The following is a 21,560-nucleotide window of genomic DNA, read 5'->3' as shown; positions in this document are numbered from 1 at the left end:
CTGCCGTTGCTTCGTCCGCGGTTCCGAGGGTTGGGGTGCGTTGTCAGAGGGTGAGAGGGAGGTGGCTCAGGCCTCGGGTCAGGCGGGTGTGGCGCCAGGGGAGGGGGGCGGTGGGGGTCGCCAGGCTGGCCTGGGGGTGGCGGGTGATGATGGCGTGGAGGGCCAGTTCGGCTTCGGCTCGGGCCAAGGGGGCTCCCAGGCATCGGTGGATGCCGTGGCCGAACGCGAGGTGGCCGGTGGCGGCGCGGGTGAGATCGAGGCGGTCGGGATCGGGGAAACGGTCGGGGTCGCGGTTGGCGGCGCCGGGTGCGATGAGGACCGGGGCGCCTGCGGGGATCTCGGTGCCGCCCAGGGTGAGCGCCTCGGTGGTGTAGCGGAACGTGGCGATCCCGACGGGCGAGTCGAAGCGCAGCAACTCGTCCAGCGCGTCGCCGATGAGCTGCGGCTCGGCCCTCAGTCGCGCGAGCGACTCCGGGTGCCGTAGGAGGGCCAGGGCCGCGTTGCCGATGAAGTTGGTCGTGGTCTCGTGGCCGGCCACCAGCAGGAGTACGGCGAGCGAGACGAGTTCTTCCTCCGACAGGCGGTCCTGGCCGTCGCGTACGGCGATGAGGTCGTCGAGCAGGCTGTTGCCGGGTGCGGCGCGCTTGGTGGCGACCAGGGCCGTCATGTAGTCGCCGATGGCGTGGGAGGCGGCGTCGATCCGCTGGGGGTCTCCGGCTGCGAACAGGTCGCTCGACCACGTCCGTACGGATGCGCGGTCGGGCTCGGGGACCCCCAGCAGCTCGCAGATGATCGTGACGGGCAGCGGGACCGCCAGGTCGGCGACGAGGTCCACCGTGCCGTGGTCCGGCCAGGCGTCGAGCAACTCGTCGACCACGCCGGAGATGTAAGGGCGCAGCCTCGCCACCGCCCCCGTGGTGAACGCCTTCGCCACCAGCGCCCGTAGCCGGGCGTGCTCCGGTGGGTCGGTGGCGAGCATGTTCCGGGAGACGGCCGGATGGAGATCGCGCTGCGACGGGCGGCCCGCGAAGAACCTTGCCGTGTCCTTCGAGAGCCGGGGGTCCGTGAACGCCTTGCGGGCCTCGGCGTAGCCCGTGACCACGTAGCTGTGGCGGCCTCCTGAGCCGGTGGCCACCTTGCTCACCGGTGCGGTTTCCCGCAGGCGGGCGTAGGTCGGGTAGGGGTCGGTGAAGAAGCTGGGGTCCTGCAGCGGGTCGTGCGGCGGGTTGGTCACGTTCGGGGGTCCGTTCCGGACGGTGTCAAGGGTTCGGGGGTGGGCGACCCGTCGTCCTGGGTGGTTGCGGGGGCGGTTCGGGTGTACGCCCTGGCCACCAGGAGCAGCCATTGTGTTTCGGCTCTGAGGTTGCCCGGTCGGGAGGGGTGTTTGGGGGGCGGTGGGGTGGGTTCGGATTCCGGTTTGCTTGCGGTTCCTGTTTCGGTTCCCGCCTTCTTCGTGTGGATCGCCGCGCGCAGGACGGCTGCCTCCACGATCGCGTCCCCTTCCGGGGTTCCCGTCAAGCCGCGTGCGGCGACCGCTCGTTCGGCGCTCTGCTGGGCGCGGGGCGAGCGGTGGGGGCGGAGGGCCAGTACGCCGTCGTTGATCTCGATCACCCGGCGGTGGAGGTGGAAGTCGGAGTCGTCCCTGTGCCGCGAACCCGTCGAGGCCAGGACGACTTCGGGGGTCGTGTCGGTGATGTCCTTCCACAGGACGGCCAGCGCGGCGAACGACCTCGACTCCCAGCGGCGGCGCAGGAACTGGCTGAACGGCCAGGCGACCGCCGGGAGGGTGAGGCCCAGGGTGATGAGGAGTACCGCGAGCGCCGGCGCCGTCACGCTGAACACGCAGCGGACGGGGCTGACGGGAGTCGAGCACCGGACGCCGTGCGGCAGGAGGTTCAGCTCCAGCCCGATGGAGATCAGGCCGAAGACCTTGTACGCGGCGTACAGCAGCGCGAAGGCGCAGCCGACGGCGGTGATGCGCAGTCCCGCGCGCTGGCTCCTGCGGCGTGACTGGCCGGCCTGTTTCCAGGTCTGCTTGCCGAAGTCCTTCGCGGTGACGCTGAGGTACGTGATGTAGATCAGCACGTAGAGCGCGTACAGCTGGGGCGAGTCGTCGTTCACCTGGCTGGCGGTGAACAGCACCGTCATGCCGGTGACGGAGATACCGAGGAACAGCACGCGCCGTCGGATGCTCCGCCGGGCCTCTTCGGGTTCCAGGTCGAGTTGCAGCATGAACGCCAGGACGGAGGTCGCGGCGGCCAGCGTGAACGAGTTGCTCAGCAGTCGTCCGCCGTCGGGGACGACGCTTTCGACCGCGTTCTCCACGACGGAGACGTACGAGCCGAAGGCGCAGGCGAAGGAGACGAGGAGTGCCGCCATGGGCCAGGTGCCGGTCGGCCGGTGGCCGCCCCGGCCGCGGAGCCAGTAGCCGGCGGCGAGCAGCAGCACGAGGGCCACGCCTGCGAACAAGAGGTCGATCATCGGCGGCGACGGCCCTTCCTGGTGGGTTCGGCGAACAGGGCCTCCCAGCGTTCGGCGCCCTTCTCGGGCTCGCGGGGAGGCAACTCGCGTCCGCGGTAGATGTGCTGCCGGATGACGGTGGCCATCGTCTCGGCCTCGCGCTCGTCGTCCGTGGAGTAGCTCGTCCGTCCGTTCATGCGCTGGACGAGGGTGGGGTTGAAGCCGAGGGCGTGGCAGGCGTCGGCGTCCAGTTCCAGCGTGCCGGGGTGGTCGCAGATGATGTGGCTGACCTCGTGCGCGAGGATGTGGTTCTGGTGCAGGGCGGAGGTTCCCTCCTCGTAGAAGAGGAGGTCCGCGTCGGGTGTCTCCAGGCGGATCCCGCAGGGGGCGTCGATCGCGCCGAGGGTGCTCAGGGGGCGGAGGATGATCGGACGGCCGCGTTGCTCCGCCACGGCGTCACAGAGGTCTCTTGTGTTGAAGCGGTGCGGGAGGCGGAGCGCGTCCACGCGTTCTTCGCATGCACGGCGTAACCGCTCAAGGTCCATGTCCGGTCCTGACGTTGCTCGGGTCTGGCCGCTGACGGCGTGACCCCGTAAGGCCGGAGTGCGATCCGGGGTCCCCGGCACCGAATCGCTCGAAAGCTTAGGCGAACACGTGGGCGCGTCCAAGGGAATCGGGGAGCTGTGGCTGAATGGCCGGATCTCGCGATTTCGACGTTCACCGGTCGCTGTTCCCCGTTCACCGTTCATCGGTTGGTGGTCGGTGGTCGGTGGCTGGCTCAGCGGTCGGTGGTCGGCCGTCGGTGGCTTCGCCAGTCGGCGGTCGCCGGCTGGCGGTCGCCGGCTGGCGGTCGCCGGTGACGCGTGACTGGTGAACGCCGACGGGGGCGGGCGGCCTTAATTGTCCAGGTCGAGGTTGTTCGACGGGGTTTCGCCCGGGAGACCCTCCAGGATGCGGGCCTGTTCGATCACCGCTGTCACCATCTGGAGGGTTTCCGCGCTCAGGCCGTTGGCGCGGAGGGCCACGGTGCGGACGTTCTGGTCTCGCATGGCGGCCAGGACGGCGATCTCCGCTCGGGTGCGCTGGGCGGCCTGCTCGTCGACGAAGTATCCGGCGGGAACGCCGAAGAAGTCGGCCAAGGCCTTGATGGTGTGCCTCGTGGGGTTCTTCTTGGCACCAGTGCGCAGTTGCTGGATCGCGCTCGCGGTGAGCCCCTTGCCCTCGCCCCCCGAAGCCTCTCGGATCCCCTCGGCGACCTCGGCGTACGTGTAGGGGCCGCGACCCGCGGGGTGGACCTCCTGGAAGAGGTGGTCCAGCAACTGCGCGAAGGTGCGTGGCTCGTCGTCTGTCACGTCCGGTACGTCCTTGTCCTGATCGCCGCTGTGTCCACTCTGGTGCGTGCGAGCGCGGACCGCGGTGGCTTTTGATCAACTTTAGTTGACGATCGACCACAACTACGGTGTACGTTCTACGAGGGATCGCTCACACCAGAGTGTTCCATGGGCCCGATCGGCTGTCTGCGGCGCGGGCCTTGAGAGACCTCCCGGCCAGGTGCCCGGGTGGCCAGGTGGCCGGGTTCCGCGGGGGTGGGCCCGGCCACCTCGGAGCCAGCTTCGGGTCATGGGCCGCTTCGACCTTTTTGCGCTCTGAGGCCCGTCCAAGCTGGGGGTGACCCGTCCAGGCTTGGCCTTTTCCGATTTCCGCTGGGATGTGCCCGATTCCGCGACGGCGCCATACGACCGCTTCGTCCGGCACCGGTCCCTCCCCTCGTGGGGACCGGTGCCGGACGGCGCGGGGGTGTCGATCCACGCTTGGGGACGCGGATCGAGGAGGTGGTGGCTGGGGGGCGTCGCTGAGGGTGGCCGGATGCGTGCGGCATGATGGATCGGATTTGCGGGCGCTACGCCGGTGGCCTCTGCGGGCCGTGCACCGGCGTGTGCGGCTTGGGCCAGATCCTGCCATTCGGGGCTGGCGGGAGAGGAGGGCTCCGGTCTCCGGTGACGGAATATCCGCAGGTCAGACCAGCAAGGTGAGTTTTCCGGTCCGGATGTACACGTAGCGGGGGAAGGTAAGGGGTAGATGCCTTGAGTCACGACTCAGAGGCACGCACGGCATTCGCGGAACGTCTCGCGCTGCTGTACAAGGAAGCGGGCAATCCTCCCCTCAAGAGCGTCTCCGAGTCGGTCGTCCGGCTCCAGCGGGTCGACGAGCGCGGGCGTCCCGTGCGGGTCTCGGCCCAGCGGATCAGTGACTGGCGGCGGGCCCGGAACGTGCCCGCGCAGTTCGCCGCCCTCGCCTCCGTCCTTCAGGTACTGATCCCCGAGGCCCGGCGTGCGCGGCCCGTTCCTGTGACCAAGGGGCTGTACGAGATGGCCCAGTGGCAGAAGCTGTGGGAGCGCGCCCTGGCCGACCCCGCCGGGGAGCGCCCGGGGGACTCCGCGTCCGGCACCGCGGCGGCCCCGTCCGGCGCCGTCCTGGACGAGCAGGTTCACGGCGAGGGCTCGCCCCTTCCCGGTGGCGTCTGCCCCTACCGGGGACTGGCCTCGTACCGGCAGCAGGACGCCCGCTGGTTCTTCGGGCGCGAGCGGAGCACGGACGCGCTCGTCGAGCTGTTGCGCGCGGCGGGGCGCACCGGCGGTCTGGTCATGCTCGTGGGCGCCTCGGGCGCCGGGAAGTCCTCCCTCCTCAACGCCGGGGTCGTCCCCGCTCTCCGCGACGGCGCCCTGGACGCCGGCAGCGCGGGCCCCGCCGGTGGGCGCCGGGGCGGCGAGGTGCTCCAGTTCGTGCCGGGTGCCGATCCGGTCGGCGAGCTGACCCGTCACATACCGGAGCTGGCGCAGGTCGTCTCCGCGACCTACGAGCCCGGTACTCCGATGTTCGCCGAGGCGGTACGAGAGGCCGTCGCGGCGTGGGCACGACGGCGCGGGTCGGGGTCCGGGTCCCGGGACGGCAACGGCAACGGCAACGGCAACGGCAACGGCCCCGCCCTCTCCCCTGGCCCCCTCCCCACCCGCACCCCCCTCCGCCCCGTCCTCATCGTCGACCAGTTCGAAGAGGCCTTCACGCTCTCCTCCGACGAGGCTGACCGGCGGACGTTCGTGCAGTTGCTCAGTGCGGCGTGCACGCCCGGCGCGGAGGGCGAGGCCGCGCCCATGGTCGTGGTGCTGGGCGTGCGGGCCGACTTCTACGAGCAGTGCCTCGGCCATCCGGAACTGGCGGACGCCCTGCAGCACCGGCACATGGTGCTGGGGCCGCTGACCACGGCCGAGCTGCGCGAGGCGGTGACCGGCCCGGCCAAGGCCGTCGGGCTGGAGCTGGAACCCGGGCTGGCGGAGCTGATCGTGCGCGAGGTGAGCGCGGACGGGCCACGCGGGGCGCACGACGCGGGCGTACTGCCGTTGCTCTCGCACGCCCTCCTCGTGACATGGCAGCGGCGCAAGGCGGGCCGGCTGACGCTGGCCGGCTATCGGGCGGCCGGCGGTATCCAGGGCGCGGTGGCCGCCACCGCCGAGCGGGCCTGGTCGGGGCTGGACCCGGCGGCGCGTTCCGCGGCGCGGCTGCTGTTGCTGCGGCTGGTCCGGCTGGGCGAGGACACCCAGGCCACCCGGCGCCGAGGCACCCGGCGGCAGCTCGCGGACGGCTCCGCGGACCCGGCGAAGACCGAGGAGTCGCTGGAGGCGATGGCCCGCGCCCGGCTGCTGACGCTGGACGCGGAGACCGTGGAGATCACCCATGAGGCACTGCTGCACGCCTGGCCGCGCCTGCGGGGGTGGATCGACGAGGGCCGCAACGACCATCTGCTGCGGCAGCGGCTGGAGGAGGACGGCCGCGCCTGGGAGGACTCCGGGCGCGATTCCTCGCTGCTCTACCGGGGTTCGCGGCTCGAACAGGCGCACACGTGGGCCAAGTCCACCGGGGGTGCCGGGGGCGACGGGGGCAACCGAGGCATCCGGGGCACCAGAGCCGCCGAGGGCAAGGCAGCCACCAAGGCTGCCCGCGGCAAGGGCGGCGCGGATGGAAAGACCGGCACCGGCGACCCCGGCGACCCCGCGGACACCACCGGCGTCTTCCTGACCCGGAGCGCCGTGGAGTTCCTGGCCGCCTCCGTCCGGCTGCGCCGCCGTACCGTCCGGATCCGGCGGAGTGCCGTGGCGGCGCTGGTGGCGTTCGCCCTGGTGGCCGTCGGCTCGGCGGTGGTCGCCTGGCAGCAGCGCAACGACGCGGTGTTCGAGCAGGTGGTCGCCCAGGCCGACCGGGTCCAGTACTCGGATCCGTCGCTGTCGGCCCAGCTCGACCTGGTGGCGCACGGGCTGCGGCCCGACGACGAGGGCACCGGCAACCGGCTCGTCTCGATCGTCAACGCGCCCCTGGCCACCCCGGTCCTCGGCCACGGCGGCGCCGTCTATCTCACCTCCTTCAGCCCCGACGGGAAGTACCTGGCCACCGCCAGCTACGACCGTTCCGTACGGCTGTGGGACGTGGCGGACCCGTCCCGGCCCAAGGCCCTCGGCAAGCCCCTCACCGGGCACACCAGCTGGGTGAGCAGCGCGGTCTTCGCGCCGGACGGCCGTACGCTCGCCAGCGCCGGCGACGACGGCACGATCCGTATGTGGGACGTGCGCGATCCGCGTGCGCCGCGCGCGCTGGGCGCACCGCTGACCGGGCACGACGGCACGATCTTCCTCATCGCCTTCAGCCCGGACGGGAAGACGCTGGCGTCCGTGGGCGAGGACCGCACCGTACGACTGTGGGACGTGAGCGACCCGGCGCACGCGACGGAGCTCGGCGCGCCCCTCACCGGGCACAGCGCTCCCGTGCGCGCCGTCGCGTTCGGTCCGGACGGGAAGACGCTGGCGACCGGCGGCGACGACAACACGATCCGGCTGTGGGACGTGGCCGATCCGCGGGCGCCCCGCGCGGTGGGCCCCGTGCTCAAGGGCCATACGAGTCTGGTGCACTCGCTGGCCTTCGGTCCCGACGGGCGGACGCTGGCCAGCGGCAGCTCGGACAACACCGTCCGGCTCTGGGACGTGGCCGAGCCGCGCCGGGCGCGTGCGCTGGGCGCGCCGCTCACCGGGCACACCGGCCCCATCTGGTCCGTGGCCTTCAGCCCGGACGGCAGCACGCTCGCCGCCGCCAGCGCGGACAGCACGGCGAGCCTGTGGAACGTCGCGGACCCGGCGTACCCGTCGCAGGTCGGCGAGCCGCTGGCCGGGGCGAGCGGGGAGATGTTCGCGCTGGGGTTCAGCCCGGACGGCCGGACCCTCGCCACCGGCAGCGGTGACAGCAAGGTCCGGCTGTGGTCGGTGCCGACCTCGGACATGGTCGGCCGGAACGGCGCGTTCCGGCCGGACGGGCGGGTGCTGGCCACCGCCGGGCGCGACGGCCGGATCCGGCTGTGGAACGTGGCCGAGCCCGGCCGTCCCGTACTGCTGGGCAAGGCGTTCACGCTCAAGGACAGCGGCAACCGCTCCCTGTCGTTCTCCCCCGACGGCCGCACCCTGTCGATCGTGGCCGGCAACCGGGCGCTGTATCTGTGGGACGTCGCCGACCCGGCCCGCCCGGTGCTGCGGGGGTCGCCGCTGCCGCTGCGGATCCGGTACACGGACGCGCAGGCGTACAGCCCCGACGGGCGGGTCCTGGCCACCTCCTACGGCGACCACGACGTGCGGTTGTGGGACGTCAGTGACCCCTCCCGCGTCGTCCCGCTCGGCAAGCCCCTCACCGGGCACAAGGGCTACATCCTGGCCTTGGTCTTCAGCCCGGACGGCCGGACGCTCGCCAGCGGCAGCGCGGACGGCACGATCCGGCTGTGGGACGTGGCGGACCCGGCCCGGTCCGCGCGGCTCGACGGGCCCCTCACCGCCCACCGCGGCGCGGTCAGCGACCTCGTCTACAGCCCGGACGGCGAGACGCTGGCCAGCGGCGGTGGCGACGACACCGTCCGGCTCTGGGACGTCTCCGACCCGAGCGAGGCGACCCGCCTGGGCGCCCCGCTCGTCGGCCACACCGAGGCGGTCGTCTCACTGACCTTCAGCCCGGACGGACGGACCCTGGCCAGCGGCGGCAACGACAGCACCGTCCACCTCTGGGACGTCTCCCGTCCCGCCGAGGCCTCCCCCATCGGCCAGGCGATGAGCCCCAACGCCAAGACCGGCCAGTTCCTGTCGTTCAGCCCGGTCAGCGATGTGCTCGGGGTGTCCAGCGGCGCCGACACCGTACGGCTGTGGAATCTCGACGTCGACGACGCCGTACGGCACATCTGCTCGTCGACGCGCGGGGTGCTCACGCGGGAGAAGTGGGACGAGTACTTGCCTCGGCTGTCGTACGAGCCGCCGTGCGAGGGAGGCTGACAGGCCGCTGAGCAGCGCGTTCGCGACCGCCACCCGATCCGTTCCGGCCATCGGGACGGGGCCGGGGGCGAGGTGGACGGACCTGTGGGCCCGCGTGATCCCGATCACAACTTGTCAACGCTATCGACCAGTCGGCTCCCGTCCCGCGAACAGCCTTGTTAGCCTTGGCCATAGCCCGGTCGCTGGTGCATCCCCCGTCGCCAGCGACCGGGCCCTTTCATGCCCTCCGGGCCTTCGCCCGCCGCCTCCCCCCGTCTCAGCCGTTCCAGGCCTCGTCGTACGGGTCCTGCGGAGCCTTCACCGGCTTCGTCGTGGTGACCCGGAGGTAGGGGACGGCGGTGCCGTTGAGGGGGTCCTCGGTCCGCTTCGGCGTGTAGGTGCCGGTGACCTCGATCCAGGTGTCGGGCTGGAGCACGGCGGGGAGTTCGCCGGTGAGGGCGATCTTGACGGGCTGGGCGTCCGCGGCACAGCAGTTGAGGGCCATGCGGACCAGATACGGCGTTCCGGAGTCGTCGAACGCGAGGAAGCCCGTGACCTTGAGCGGGCGGCCCGCGAGGGCGCGCCCCTTGTCGTAGACCGCGCGGCCCGCGTAGTCGGCGACGCTCAGACGCAGCGTGCCGTCGGCGGGGAGGTCCGGATAGCCCCAGGGCTGCTCCTGGAGGGCCGCACCGGTGCGCATCGCGGTGTACGAACCGGCGGCGGGCGGGGCGACCAGGACGAGGGCGAGCAGCGGGAGGACGAGCAGCCAGGAGACCCGGGGTTCGCGGTGGGGGTGCGGCTCGTCGGCAGGGGCGTGCGGAGCGTCGGCAGGGGCGGGCGAGTCGTCGGCATGGATGTGCGGCTCGGCCTGTCGCTCCTGCTGTCGTGCCCGGCGTTCGTACCAGAGGGTGGCGACCGCGGCGGCTATGAGGACGATGCCCGCGCCGATGAGGAGGGGGCGCAGGCCGGCCTTGACGTAGCGGAGGTAGAGGTCGGTGAAGCCGGCGTGCAGCAGGGCCCCGCCGGTGAGGAAGAGGATGACGGTCTGGGCCTGGCGGTTCACAGCAGCACCGCCCCGACGAGGGCCGACACCAGGATCGCGAGAGCGAAGGTGGCGGGGGCGAAGCGGAGCGCGAAGGCGCGGCCGAAGGTGGCGGTCTGCATGGCGAAGAGCTTCAGGTCGATCATCGGGCCGACGACCAGGAAGGCCAGCCGGGAGGTCAGGGAGAACTGGGTCAACGAGGCCGCCACGAACGCGTCCGCCTCCGAGCAGATCGACAGCAGCACGGCCAGGACGGCGAGGGCGAGGATCGCGATCACCGGGTGGTCGGCGGCTGCGTTCAGCCAGCTCGCCGGGACGACCGCCTTGAGCGTGGCCGCCGCCATCGCGCCGACGACCAGGAAGCCGCCCGCGTGCATCACGTCGTGCCGCACCGAGCCCCAGAACGCCGCGCCCCTGCCCTGGCCCTCGTAGGACGGCCGCTCCGGCGGGCGCATCCACTCGCCGCGGCCCAGCCGTAGCCACAGCCAGCCCATCGCACAGGCCACCAGCAGGCTCGCCACCAGCCTGGCCAGCACCATCTCGGGGTTCCCCGGGAAGGCCACGGCGGTCGCGGTCAGCACGATCGGGTTGATCGCGGGGGCGGAGAGGAGGAAGGCGAGCGCCGCCGCGGGCGTCACGCCCCGGCGTACGAGGGCGCCCGCGACCGGCACCGAGGCGCACTCGCAGCCCGGCAGCACCACGCCGGCCACGCCCGCCGCCGGTACCGCCAGGGCGGGCCGCTTCGGCAGCGCGCGGACGAAGAACGACGCGGGCACGAACACCGCGATGGCCGCCGACAGCAGCACCCCGATGACCAGGAACGGCAGGGCCTGCACGACCACCGCGACGAACACGGTCATCCAGCTCTGGGTCACGGGCGCGGACAGCAGGCCCCGCAGCGGGGCCTGCGCCACCACCGCGAGGACCAGCAGCATGGTGAGCAGGAGGGGTGGGTCGAGATGCCGGCCGCGGTGCGGGGCTTCTTCCTTGGTTGTGGCCACGGGGGACGGTACCTCCGTAGGGAACGGCTGCGCTGAGCGGGCCTGTTCGACCCTTTCCTCCCATACGGCGCCCGGCCCGGGGTTGCTCACGACCACCGGATCCCATTTTTAGTAATGGGATCCATTTTCATGTAGCGTTCCGGTCCATCACCCTGAGGAGGAGGACCCCATGGCCGTACCCAAGCGGAAGATGTCCCGCAGCAACACCCGGCACCGTCGCGCCCAGTGGAAGGCGAGCACGCCCCAGCTGGTGCCGTTCACGGTCGACGGCACCACGCACCTCGTACCGCAGCGACTGCTGAAGGCGTACGAGCGCGGGCTGATCCACCCCGAGGGCTGAGGCGGTGACCACGCTCCGGGAGCGGCTGCCCGTCACCGTCCTGTCCGGGTTCCTCGGCGCGGGCAAGACCACCCTGCTCAACCACGTCCTCGGCAACCGCGAGGGGCTGCGCGTCGCGGTCATCGTCAACGACATGAGCGAGGTCAACATCGACGCCGCGCTCGTGCGCGGGGGCGAGGCGGCGCTGTCCCGCACCGAGGAGCGGCTCGTCGAGATGACCAACGGGTGCATCTGCTGCACCCTGCGCGACGATCTGCTGGAGGAGGTGGACCGGCTGGCGCGGGAAGGACGCTTCGACTATCTGCTGATCGAGAGCTCCGGCATCTCGGAGCCGATGCCCGTCGCCGCGACCTTCGCCTTCGCGCGCGACGACGGGGCCACGCTCGGGGATCTCGCCCGGCTCGACACGATGGTCACGGTCGTCGACGCGGTGAACTTCCTGCCGGAGCTCGCGGGCGGGGACGAGCTGGTGGCGCGGGGGCTCGACCAGTACGAGGACGACGAGCGCACCGTGAGCGATCTGCTGATGGACCAGGTGGAGTTCGCCGACGTGATCGTGCTGAACAAGCTCGACCTCGTCGACACGGCGACCGCCGAGCGGCTCGCGGCGACCCTGGCGCGGCTCAACCCGGCGGCGCGGATCGTGCCGGTCAGCCATGGGCGGATCCGGGTCCAGGACGTGCTCGGCACGGGGGCGTTCGATCTCGAACGGGCCCAGCAGGCGCCGGGGTGGGTACGGGAGCTGAACGGTGAGCATGTGCCGGAGACCGAGGAGTACGGCATCTCCTCGACGGTGTTCCGCGCCGAACGGCCCTTCCATCCCGGGCGGTTGTGGGAGTTCGTGACCGAGGGGCTCGACAGCGGTGCGTTCGGGCAGGTGCTGCGGTCCAAGGGGTTCTTCACGCTCGCCGGGCGGCCGGGGGTCATCGGGCTGTGGTCCCAGGCGGGGTCGGTGGCCCGCTTCGAACCGACCGCCGCGCAGGACGAGGAGGCCCCGTTCGCGCAGGAGTTGGTCTTCATCGGGACGGGGTTGCGGGGGGATGCCCTGCGGGCGGCTCTCGCCGGGTGTCTGGTGACCGGGGACGAGGTGGGTTCCGGGGCCCTCGATGATCCGTTCCCGGCGTGGGATGTGCACGGGGTTGTCTGCGGGTGAGGTCGGCTGCGGGTGAGGTCGGCTGCGGGTGAGGTCGGCTGCGGGTGAGGTCGGCTGCGGGTGAGTGGGGGCTGGTCGCGCAGTTCCCCGCGCCCCTGAAAAGCAGGGGCTGAGCCCCGTGCTTTTCGGCCCGAAAGGCCGTCGGCCTTTCAGGGGGCGCGGGGAACTGCGCGAGAAGCCCCACCGGTCGGCCGCCGACCGACCCCGCCCCAGACCTACTCCCCCGCCCGTCTCCCCAACAACTCCGCCAGCCCCCGCCGCGTCGCCGCCAGCACCACACGGTCCTCGGCCCGCAGGACGTACGTGGGGGGCAGGTCCCAGATCAGTCCCGAACCCGGCACCGGCCCGGGCGCCCGCTCCGGACCCGGCTCTCCGGGCGCCGCCGTGTCGAGGGCCAGCACCCGCCACGCCCCCGCCCGGAACGCCTCCGCGACGGTACGGCCCTCCAGACGCCGGTGTCCGCGGACCTCCACGGCGGCGAAGAGGAGCACACGGCGCTCGACGGGGATCGCGCCCAGGATCTGGCGCCCCATCATCGCGCCGGCGAACGCGGGCGCGGAGAGGTGGGTGACGCTGCGGCTGCGCGTCAGGGCGCCCGGGTGGGCGGCGCGGAGGGTGCGGTAGACGGCGGTGGCGAAGTCGTCGTCGTACAGGCGCAGGACCACGCGCAGGTCGGGGCGTACGGAACGGGCGTACAGGCCGGCTTCCAGGTTCGTCGTGTCGGAGCTGGTGACGGCGAGGAGGGCGTGGGCCCGGTGGATCTTGGCGGCCTCCAGGACGCCCTCCTGGGTCACGTCGCCGAGGATGACCGGCACCCGTAGCCGCCGGGCCTCGGCGAGACCGCGTGCCTCGGGGTCCTCTTCGACGCAGACGACCGGGATGTGCAGGTCACGCAGGCGGGCGAGCACCCGGGTGCCGATCTTGCCGAGGCCGAGGAGCACGACGTGTCCGGAGAGACCGCGCGGCGGCTTGCGCAGCGCGGTGCCGCTGCGGAACGTGCCGAGCGCTTCCAGGACGGCGGCGAGCAGCACGGGCAGCAGGAGTAAGCCCATGAGGCCGGAGAGGAGTTGGAGGATCTGGCGCGAGTCGCTCTGGTCGGTCGCGGGGTCGGCGATCCCGAAGAGGTCGAGGAGGGTCGCGTACGTCGCCTGGAGCGGATGCTCCCCGGTGATCACCATCTGGGCGACGGCGAGGGCGAACACGCACCCGATCATCCCCGCGAGGGACCACCGCAGGCGCCGCGAGAGCAGCGACCCGAAAGCCCCGAGCGGACCGCCGCCGGACCGGCCGGGCGGCAGAGCGGGCCCCGCGTAGCGCACGGTGTCCAGGACGACGGTGCCGCGCCCGGTGGCCTCCGCCACCGCCCTCTCGTCGGGCAGGAGTTGGGGGCCGCGTTCCCCGCTCCCCTCCGAACCCTCGGTTCCGGCGGGGTCGTTGGTGGTCGCCGACAGCAGCGCGAGAGTGCACAGCCCTGCCGGGCCCTGGCCTCCCGTGCCCTGGTCCGCCCGGCCCGGCGGGCGTTCCACCGCCCGGAGCATCAGTCCGTCCGTCTGGACGACCTTGCTGGTCCCGGCCACGGCGGTCGCCGCCAGCGCGGGCGCGGCCGTGTCGGCGTCGGACAGGACGGTCGTCGAGGCGCCGAATCCGTCGACCCCGTCGGCCGCGGTTCCGCCCGTCGCCAACGCCGAGGCCTGGTCGAGGAGTTCCTCGATGTGCTGGCCCAACCGGCGGTTGTAGAGCCGCAGGACGAGCCGCAGGCGCGGGTTGAGGCGGCGGGCGGTGAGCGCGGCGCGGATGTTGGTCTCGTCGTCGTCATAGACCAGGGCCAGCGCGGCGGCCCGCTCCACCCCGGCCTCGGCGAGCACCGCCTCGGTGGCCTCCCCTGCCTCCAGGACCCGCTCCCCGCCGTCCCAGGGGTTGTTCCTGTCGCCGCCCCGGTCACCTCGATCGACTCGATCTCCGGTTCGGTCACCGGCCCTGTCGCCGGTCCGGTCACCGGTGGTCGGATCGCCGTTGCCGGCCGCCCTGTTGACGGCCGCCGTCACCCGGTCCAGGAACGCGGCGGCGGTGCGGGCGCGCCCGACGACCGGCCGCTGCGCGATCCGCGCGGTGGGCGGCACGACGAGGGTCACCTGCTCCCGGTACACGGTCCGCAGTTCGGCGGCGAGCCGGTGCGCCAGCCCGTCGTCCCCGCAGACGACCATGTGCGCGCCCGGGTCGGGCGGACCCGGCTGCCGGCCCGGACCGATACGGCTGTTGTGCTGCGAAGGGCTCCCCACGAGGCAGAAGACTGCCCCATGGACACGGCCGGTTCCTCAGTGATCCGGATCACAGTTGCCGGTGTGAGTGCGACGGCGGGTGGAAATCCGTACTCAAGAGGGACGGAACGACGGCGGTGTCCGGATGCGAGGATGGGGCGCCATGACCGCAGGGTGGGGTACGCGCACGACACGCGCCGCGATGTTCGCGGCCGTCTGTGTGCTGCTCGCCGCCCTGGGCCACGTGCTGATGTCCGGTGGCCATGTCCCCTGGTGGGCCCTGGCCGTCGGGGCCGCCGCGACCGGCGCGGTCGGCTGGTGTCTGGCCGGGCGTGAGCGCGGCCTGCCGCTCATCACCTCCGTGGTGGTCGCCGCGCAGACGGCCCTCCACTGGAGCTTCGAACTGGCGCAGCCGACGGGCCCCATGGGCGCGGGCTCTGCGGGCACGAGTTCCGCGGGCACGAGTTCCGCGGGGGCGAGTTCCGCGGGGGCGAGTTCCGCGGGGGCGAGTTCCGCGGGGGCGAGTTCCGCGGACGGCGCCATGGACATGGGCTCCGCCCATATGCATCACACCGCCCACATGGGCCCGCCCGGCCACATGGACCTTGTGGACCCTTCCGGTTACATCCTGGACGGCGCGAACGCGTCCTCGTCCGGCATGTTCGCCGCGCATCTGCTGGCCGCGCTGCTGTGCGGTCTGTGGCTGGCGCACGGCGAGCGCTCCGCCTTCGCGCTGCTGCGCGCCGTGGCCGGCTGGCTGGCCGCGCCGCTGCGGCTGGCGCTCGCGCTGCCCGTCGCGGCGGAGCGGCCGCGCCCCCGGGTACGACGCGGCCGTACGGACCGCTCGCCGCGTCGGCTCCTTCTCGTCCATGCGATCACCTCTCGGGGTCCGCCCGCCGGGACCGCTGTCAGCTGACGACAGCCGGTGCCCCGGGGCAGCCACCACGGCTCGCTCCCCGGGCTACGGCCGTACGCCGCACCCCGCGTGCCGTACGGCCGGCTCCCCTCCCCTCCGGACCACCGGACCAACGGACCACCGGACGCGTTCCCCTGTGTCGCGCACGTCCGCGCACGTACGGCGCCCGTACAGCGCCCGTACGGCCCTGCGGCTCTCACGTGCCCGTGTCGGTCGATGGATGGTCCGGGTCCCGGACGACCCGAGAAGGACACCAGGTGATCACCCTTACTCCCCCGCCCGCGTCGGTCCCGCGTGCCTCCCGGTCGACGACCGACGAGTCCATAACCGCCTGGGCCCTCGCCGCGCGCGGTGGGGACCCGGAGGCCGTCGCACGGTTCGTCGGCGCGCTCCACCGTGACGTCCAGCGGTTCGTCGCCCACCTCTGCGCGGATCCACAGGCGGTGGACGACCTCGCCCAGGACACCTTCCTGCGGGCGCTCGGCAGCCTCCACCGCTTCGAGGGCCGCTGCTCCGCCCGTACGTGGCTGCTGTCCATCGCCCGCCGGGCGGTGACCGACAGCTTCCGGTACGCGGCGGCCCGGCCCCGGCTGTCCGACGTACCCGACTGGCGGCTGGCCGTCGAACACGCCCAGCCGCGCGGACTGCCCGGCTTCGACGACGGCGTCGCGCTCGCCGATCTGCTGGGCGCGCTGCCCGAGGAACGGCGTGAGGCGTTCGTCCTCACGCAGATGCTGGGGCTCTCCTACGAGGACGCGGCCGAGCTGACCGGGCGCCCCGTCGGGACGGTGCGGTCGCGTGTGGCACGGGCGCGGGCCACGCTCGTACGACTGCTGGCGGCGGCGGAGGGGGCGCGTGAGGAGGGCGTGTCGGTGGCGGCCTGAGGTGGGTGCGTCGCTGGTTCCCGCCCCCGCCGCCCCTGCCCGTCCCTCCCCCACTCTCGGCTTCGCCCGAGCGGGAGGTGCCCCCATCCAGGGGCTGCGCCCCCTCGACCCCGCTCGGTCGTCGGTCGGCAGCGGGTCCGGTGGGGGTTCTCGCGCAGTTCCCCGCGCCCCTTGGGGGGCGCGGGGGTGCCTGCGGTCTCAGGGGCGTCCCCCCAGATGCCGTTCCGCGAAGTCCAGTTCCAGGCGGAGCTGTTTGATGCGTTCGTCGACGACCAGGGAGCCGTGGCCGGCGTCGTAGCGGTAGACCTCGTGGACGGCGGAGCGGGCGGCGAGCCGGTCGACGTAGTTGTCGATCTGGCGGATGGGGCAGCGGGGGTCGTTGACACCGGCGGAGATGTAGACCGGGGCCTTCACCGCGTCGACGTAGGTCAGCGGGGACGAGGCCTCGAAGCGCTCGGGGACCTCCTCGGGCGTGCCGCCGAGGAGCGTGCGGTCCATCGCCTTGAGTGCCTCCATCTCGTCGTGGTACGCGGTGACGTAGTCCGCGACGGGGACCGCGGCGATGCCGAGCGTCCAGGCCTCCGGCTGGGTGCCGAGGCCCAGGAGGGTGAGGTACCCGCCCCAGGAACCGCCGGTGAGGACGAGCCGGTCGGGGTCAGCGAAGCCGGAGCCGACGGCCCACTCCCGCACGGCCGCGACGTCCTCCAGCTCGATCAGGCCGACCCGGTGCTTGAGGGCGTCGGTCCAGGCGCGGCCGTACCCGGTGGAGCCGCGGTAGTTGATGCGGATCACCGCGTACCCGTGGTCGAGCCAGGCGGCCGGGCCCGCGGCGAAGGCGTCGCTGTCGTGCCAGGTCGGGCCGCCGTGGATGTCGAAGACCGTGGGGTACGGGCCGGCGGCACCCGGCGGGCGCTGGACGAGGGCGTGGACGCGGCCCCCGGGGGTGTCCACCCAGACGTCCTCCACCGGCACCGAGCCGGGCGACTTCAGCCCCGGCGGATCGAGGACCACCTCGCCGGTCGTGGAGCGGACGACCGGCGGTTCGGCGGCCGAGGACCACAGGTACTCCACGCTGCCGTCGGGGCGGACCGTGGCCCCGGAGACGGTCCCTCGCGGGGTGTCCACCCGCTCCAGGGCGCGGGACGCCAGGTCGTAGCGGAACAGCTCGCTGCGGGCCTCGAAGCTGTGGGCGACCAGAAGCGCGGAGCCGTCCGGATACCACTCGGCGCTGAGGTCGCCCTCCAGCCGGTCGGCGAGTCCGAGGTCGGTCTCCTCGCCGGAGACCACGTCCCAGACGAGCGGCTCCCAACGGCCGCCCCGCTGATGGCCGATGAGCAGCCGGGTGTCACCGACGACGGGCGCGAAGCCCAGCACCTCCAGGCCCAGCTCGATCGTGCCGCCCTTGGTGTCGTCGAGCTCGGCGACCGCCGTGCCGTCCGGGCGGACCACGCGCAGCGCCGAGTGCATCGCGTCGCCGTGCTCGGTGTGCTCGATCGCGATCAGCGAGCCGTCGTGCGAGAGGTCGCCGACGCCGGCCGACTCGCGGTGGCGGTAGATCTCGACCGGGGCCTCGCCCTGCCGGGACAGGTGGATCGTGGAGCCGTCCTCGTCGGTGGAGCGGCCGACGACCGCCGTACGGCCGTCACGGCCGATGGCCAGGCCCGCCGGGTACGACGGCTCCAGGCCGGGGGCGCCCTCCTCGTCCGGGCCGCCGTGGAAGGGCTGGCGCCGCCAGACGCCGAACTCGTCCCCGTCCTTGTCGTCGAACCACCAGATCCACTCGCCGTCCGGTGAGAGCACACCGTCCGTCGTACCGTTGGCCCGGTTCGTGACCTGGCGCTGCTCGCCGGTGGCGCGGTCCCACGCGTACAGCTCGTAGGTGCCCGTGGCGTTGGAGACGAACAGCGAGCGGTGCGGCGCGTCCTCCGCCCAGTCCGGCAGGGACACCCTCGGTGCCCGGAACCTCTTCTCCCAGTCGGGCATGGACCCGCTCTGCTGCTGCGGGGTGGCCCCGTTGCTCTCAGTCATGGCCCCATATTGCCCCGCCCGCACGACATTGCGCCGACGAGGCCCTCAGCCTGTGGATAACTTCCCCCTTCACGGGGTCGGGCCGGGCCGATTGTCAGTGGCCGGGTGCAGACTCGCCGCATGACCTCAACGACATCGAGGACGACACCAGGGCCACCGACAGAAACAACGACTCCCGTGGCCCCCGCAGGGGCGACCGCGGGGCATCCGAGCACCGACCTCCGCCGGACCGTCGAGCGATTCTGGGCCACCGCCGAGGGGCGGGACTGGGCCGCGTTCGCCGAGACGCTGGCCGAGGACGTCGTGTACGAGCTGCCGCAGACGCGGGAGCGGATCCGCGGCCGTGAGCGGTACGTGGAGTTCAACCGGGAGTACCCCGGTGACTGGCACGCCCGGATCGTACGAATCGTCGGGGAGCCCGAACAGCCAAGGCGACCCGGGCAGGTGGTGAGCTGGACGCATGTCACCGTGGGGCTGGAGGAGATGCACGCGATCTCCTTCTTCACGGGGGACGAGGACGGCCGGCTCGTCGCGATAACGGACTTCTGGCCCGAGCCGTACGAGCCGCCGGCCGGGCGTGAGCACCTCGTCGAGCGGTACTGAGGGGCCGACCCCGCAGCCGGGGGCCCCGCGCGGGCACCGTACGGTGGAAGGCGTGTACCGGTTCCTGCTGACGCCCCGATGGTGGGGGATCAACGTCTTCGTGCTGCTCGCCATCCCGTTCTGCGTGTTCATGGGTTCGTGGCAGCTGAGCCGGTTCGAGGACCGGATGCAGGACCACCGCGCGGCGACCGAGCGGATCGACTCGGCGGACCGGGCCCCGGCGCGCCCGCTGGCCGAGCTGCTGCCGGTGGACAAGGAGACCTCGGGCGAACTGGCCACCGTGAGCGGGCGGTACGGCGAGCAGCTCCTCGTGCCCAACCGCCAGGTGGACGGCAGGACCGGGTTCTATGTGCTGACGCTGCTGCGCACCGCCGAGGGCAAGGCCCTGCCGGTCGTACGGGGCTGGCTGCCCGGCGCCGCGGACGCCGACCGGGCGCCGGCGGCGCCGTCCGGGGAGGTCACCGTCACCGGTTCGCTGCAGGCGTCCGAGACGCCCGGGTCGAACGGCGTGCCCGTCCAGGGCGGGCTGCCGGCCGGGCAGACCTCGGCGATCAGCGCGGCGACGCTGGTGAACCTCGTGCCGGACGACCTGTACGACGCCTGGATCACGCTCGAGAAGGGCGACTCGGGGATGAAGGCCGTGCCCGCGACCGCGCCGCAGGACACCGGGCTCGACCTCAAGGCCTTCCAGAACCTCGGCTACACCGGCGAGTGGTTCGTCTTCGCCGGCTTCGTCGTCTTCATGTGGTTCCGCCTGGTCCGCCGCGAGGTCGAGTTCATCCGCGACGCGGAACTGGGGCTGGTGCCCGACACGGTCGAACCGGACGGTGACCGTGCCCCCGGGGACCGCTCCCGCGAAACCGAGCCGGCCCCGTAGGACCGGCGGGCTCGCGCGCGGAGGCGACCAACGACTGCGGACCTACTGCGGACGCGATGCGACTGCGACTGCGCCCACGACTGCGGACGCGATGGTGGGAGAACGGCTGGCCGAGGCTCCTCGGCCACGGTTCCCGTCAGGCGCCCGCCAGCAGGCCCGTGCGGTAGACCACACCCGCGCAGGCGTTGGTGACGGACGTCGTGAAGCTGGCGATGCCGCCCTCGGTGGTGTGGGAGATCAGGACGCTGCCGTCGACGACGCCGTCCTCGGTGACCAGCTGGGTCGACACGGAGTTGGCGCCGTCGGTGGTGGTGCCGGGGGTCTCCTCCTCCGTGGGCGTCGGGTCCGGGGACGGATCCGTGCCGCCGGTGCCCCCGCCGGTCGTCCCGCCCGTGGTCGGGCAGGGCTCGGACGGCACCCAGGCGAACCGCACCTCGTAGGCGGCTCCCGGCTCCAGCACCAGCTGGGTCAGGGACAGCGACGGGTCGGGCAGTCCGGCCGCCGCGTCACCGGCGGCATGGGGCAGCACGGTGATCTTCGACCCGTCCGCGGCACCCTGCGGGATGGTGCTCACCGCGCCCCCGCCGGTGACCGTGCAGGCCGTACCGGAGATGTTGGACACGCGGAACGAGCCGTAGACGGCGCCGCCGGAGTCCGGTGCGCCCACGCTCCCGCCACCGCCGAGCTGGGCCGACGTGCACAGCGTGGAGGCGGCGGCCGTCGGCGACGCCTGGGTACCGCCCGTGGGGCCGTTGCTCTCGCCCTTGCCCTTGTCGCCCTTGTGCTTGTCCGTGTTCTTGCCGGACTCCTTGGTCCCGCCGGAGGAACCCCCCGACGAACCGTTCCCGCCGGTCTGCCCCTTGGACTGGCCCTCGGTCTGCTGCTGGTTCGAGCCGTTGCCCATGATCGAGGGGTTGACGTCGGCGCCGTTGGAGTTGGAGACGTGCATGAGGGCCGGGATCGCCGTGCCGATGAGGAGCGCGGCGGCGGCCATGCCGACGACGGCCTGGCGCTTGCGGGTCCGCCGCGCCGGTACCGCTCGCCGCAGATGCTCCAGGGTGCCGTCCCTGGGCTCGATCTCCGAGACCGCGTGGTGCAGCAGATTGCGCAGCATCAGCTCGTCGGAGTCGAACCCGCCGATGCCCTTCGCCGCGGAGCCGTTCAGCCCGGCGCTCGTCAGCCCAGTGCCCTTCAGCCCGGCACCGCTGAGCGCCAACGCGTGCAGCCCGGCGCCCTTGGACGCCGAGAGGCTCGCGAGCGGGTCGTCCGCCGCCGCATGGTCGGCCGCCGCGTGGTCCGTACCCGGGTCAGCCGAATTCAGGTCGGCAGACCGCGAGTCGTCCTCACCCGCGTCGTTCGCACGCGCGTCGTCCTCATGCGCGTCGTCCTCATGCGCGTCGTGCGGAGCGTGGCCTTCGAGATCCTGGCCCTCGGGGCTGGGGCCTTGTTCGTCGGGGCCGTGATTCACAGTTCCGTTCCCAGCGTGCGATTGCGTTTCTTCGTGCTCCTCGAGCCCGCGCCCCCCGACGCGCCCGTCCCGCCCGCGCTGTTCCGCGCGTTCGTTCCCGCGCTCCTCGGCGCGGTCGTCCTCGTCCCGGCGCCCCCAGGAGGCACGCCTCCGGGCGCCGAGCTCGTCCCGACCGTCCTGCCTGTCGGGGCCGTCGTC

The 21,560-nt window shown here is 72.8% G+C and carries 16 protein-coding genes; 7 read left to right on the top strand and 9 right to left on the bottom strand.

The annotated features are described in order from the left end of the window. Positions 1-43: 43 nt before the first annotated feature. From ACZ52C_RS30020 to ACZ52C_RS30005, 4 genes are all read right to left on the bottom strand, one after another. Positions 44-1,234 (bottom strand): cytochrome P450 family protein, encoded by a 1,191-nt coding sequence (locus ACZ52C_RS30020; RefSeq protein WP_469077688.1) that lies wholly within the window; start codon positions 1,232-1,234, stop codon positions 44-46. Next, positions 1,231-2,481 carry an MAB_1171c family putative transporter gene (locus ACZ52C_RS30015; RefSeq protein ID WP_469077687.1) on the bottom strand — a complete coding sequence of 417 codons (1,251 nt, stop codon included), beginning with the start codon at positions 2,479-2,481 and terminating at the stop codon, positions 1,231-1,233. The genes ACZ52C_RS30020 and ACZ52C_RS30015 overlap by 4 nt, the downstream gene beginning before the upstream one ends. After that, positions 2,478-2,966 carry a regulator component gene (locus ACZ52C_RS30010; RefSeq protein ID WP_469077686.1) on the bottom strand — a complete coding sequence of 163 codons (489 nt, stop codon included), beginning with the start codon at positions 2,964-2,966 and terminating at the stop codon, positions 2,478-2,480. Before ACZ52C_RS30010 ends, ACZ52C_RS30015 begins: the two co-directional genes overlap by 4 nt. Before the next feature lie 390 nt (positions 2,967-3,356). Next, positions 3,357-3,812, bottom strand: a complete 456-nt coding sequence (locus ACZ52C_RS30005; RefSeq protein ID WP_469077685.1) for a Secondary metabolite protein — start codon at positions 3,810-3,812, stop codon at positions 3,357-3,359. Between the two features lie 732 nt (positions 3,813-4,544). Here ACZ52C_RS30005 and ACZ52C_RS30000 point away from each other — a divergent pair. Continuing rightward, positions 4,545-8,813: a WD40 repeat domain-containing protein gene (locus ACZ52C_RS30000; protein WP_469077684.1), complete on the top strand. Its 4,269-nt coding sequence runs from the start codon at positions 4,545-4,547 to the stop codon at positions 8,811-8,813. A 256-nt stretch (positions 8,814-9,069) separates the two neighbouring features. Here the strand turns inward: ACZ52C_RS30000 and ACZ52C_RS29995 are convergent, their stop codons facing one another. After that, positions 9,070-9,855: a TIGR03943 family putative permease subunit gene (locus ACZ52C_RS29995; RefSeq protein ID WP_469077683.1), complete on the bottom strand. Its 786-nt coding sequence runs from the start codon at positions 9,853-9,855 to the stop codon at positions 9,070-9,072. Further along, entirely contained in the window at positions 9,852-10,835 is a 984-nt protein-coding gene (locus tag ACZ52C_RS29990) for a permease (RefSeq protein WP_193379523.1), read from the bottom strand. The genes ACZ52C_RS29995 and ACZ52C_RS29990 overlap by 4 nt, the downstream gene beginning before the upstream one ends. Positions 10,836-11,004: 169 nt before the next feature. Here ACZ52C_RS29990 and rpmF point away from each other — a divergent pair, with 169 nt between their 5' ends. Together rpmF and ACZ52C_RS29980 are read left to right on the top strand one after the other, a co-directional pair. Then, positions 11,005-11,175 carry a 50S ribosomal protein L32 gene (gene rpmF / locus ACZ52C_RS29985; protein WP_033524576.1) on the top strand — a complete coding sequence of 57 codons (171 nt, stop codon included), beginning with the start codon at positions 11,005-11,007 and terminating at the stop codon, positions 11,173-11,175. A 4-nt stretch (positions 11,176-11,179) separates the two neighbouring features. Next, positions 11,180-12,328 (top strand): GTP-binding protein, encoded by a 1,149-nt coding sequence (locus tag ACZ52C_RS29980; protein WP_469077682.1) that lies wholly within the window; start codon positions 11,180-11,182, stop codon positions 12,326-12,328. A 215-nt stretch (positions 12,329-12,543) separates the two neighbouring features. On the opposite strand, the gene ACZ52C_RS29975 is transcribed toward ACZ52C_RS29980, so the two are convergent. Continuing rightward, positions 12,544-14,532: an NAD-binding protein gene (locus ACZ52C_RS29975; protein WP_469077809.1), complete on the bottom strand. Its 1,989-nt coding sequence runs from the start codon at positions 14,530-14,532 to the stop codon at positions 12,544-12,546. Between the two features lie 217 nt (positions 14,533-14,749). Between ACZ52C_RS29975 and ACZ52C_RS29970 the strand changes: the two genes are divergently transcribed. Continuing rightward, the gene (locus tag ACZ52C_RS29970; RefSeq protein ID WP_469077681.1) at positions 14,750-15,502 is read left to right on the top strand and encodes a hypothetical protein; all 753 of its coding nucleotides are present in this window, start codon (positions 14,750-14,752) and stop codon (positions 15,500-15,502) included. A gap of 257 nt (positions 15,503-15,759) precedes the next feature. Further along, positions 15,760-16,386, top strand: coding sequence for a sigma-70 family RNA polymerase sigma factor (locus ACZ52C_RS29965; RefSeq protein ID WP_469077680.1), 627 nt, complete (start codon positions 15,760-15,762; stop codon positions 16,384-16,386). A 198-nt stretch (positions 16,387-16,584) separates the two neighbouring features. Here ACZ52C_RS29965 and ACZ52C_RS29960 read toward each other — a convergent pair whose 3' ends face one another. Continuing rightward, positions 16,585-18,414, bottom strand: a complete 1,830-nt coding sequence (locus ACZ52C_RS29960; RefSeq protein WP_469077679.1) for a S9 family peptidase — start codon at positions 18,412-18,414, stop codon at positions 16,585-16,587. A 177-nt stretch (positions 18,415-18,591) separates the two neighbouring features. Between ACZ52C_RS29960 and ACZ52C_RS29955 the strand changes: the two genes are divergently transcribed. Both ACZ52C_RS29955 and ACZ52C_RS29950 read left to right on the top strand, forming a co-directional pair. Then, the gene (locus ACZ52C_RS29955; RefSeq protein ID WP_469077678.1) at positions 18,592-19,017 is read left to right on the top strand and encodes a nuclear transport factor 2 family protein; all 426 of its coding nucleotides are present in this window, start codon (positions 18,592-18,594) and stop codon (positions 19,015-19,017) included. A 52-nt stretch (positions 19,018-19,069) separates the two neighbouring features. Continuing rightward, positions 19,070-19,894 carry an SURF1 family protein gene (locus ACZ52C_RS29950; RefSeq protein WP_469077677.1) on the top strand — a complete coding sequence of 275 codons (825 nt, stop codon included), beginning with the start codon at positions 19,070-19,072 and terminating at the stop codon, positions 19,892-19,894. Between the two features lie 136 nt (positions 19,895-20,030). On the opposite strand, the gene ACZ52C_RS29945 is transcribed toward ACZ52C_RS29950, so the two are convergent. Continuing rightward, a complete protein-coding gene (locus tag ACZ52C_RS29945) occupies positions 20,031-21,362 on the bottom strand; it encodes a hypothetical protein (RefSeq protein WP_469077676.1) in 1,332 nt (443 codons plus the stop codon). Between the last annotated feature and the right edge of the window lie 198 nt (positions 21,363-21,560).

It is taken from the genome of Streptomyces sp. NPDC034049, from assembly GCF_055575575.1.
Note: the sequence above shows the minus strand (reverse complement) of the source record. Positions and strands in the feature narration are given on the sequence as shown.

What these genes read in the sequence shown, in the direction of transcription:
- ACZ52C_RS30015 (WP_469077687.1), bottom strand. Translation starts at nt 2,481, where the DNA reads ATGATCGACCTCTTGTTCGCAGGCGTGGCCCTCGTGCTGCTGCTCGCC.
- ACZ52C_RS29975 (WP_469077809.1), bottom strand. Translation starts at nt 14,532, where the DNA reads ATGGTCGTCTGCGGGGACGACGGGCTGGCGCACCGGCTCGCCGCCGAA.
- ACZ52C_RS29970 (WP_469077681.1), top strand. Translation starts at nt 14,750, where the DNA reads ATGACCGCAGGGTGGGGTACGCGCACGACACGCGCCGCGATGTTCGCG.
- ACZ52C_RS29960 (WP_469077679.1), bottom strand. Translation starts at nt 18,414, where the DNA reads ATGACTGAGAGCAACGGGGCCACCCCGCAGCAGCAGAGCGGGTCCATG.
- rpmF (WP_033524576.1), top strand. Translation starts at nt 11,005, where the DNA reads ATGGCCGTACCCAAGCGGAAGATGTCCCGCAGCAACACCCGGCACCGT.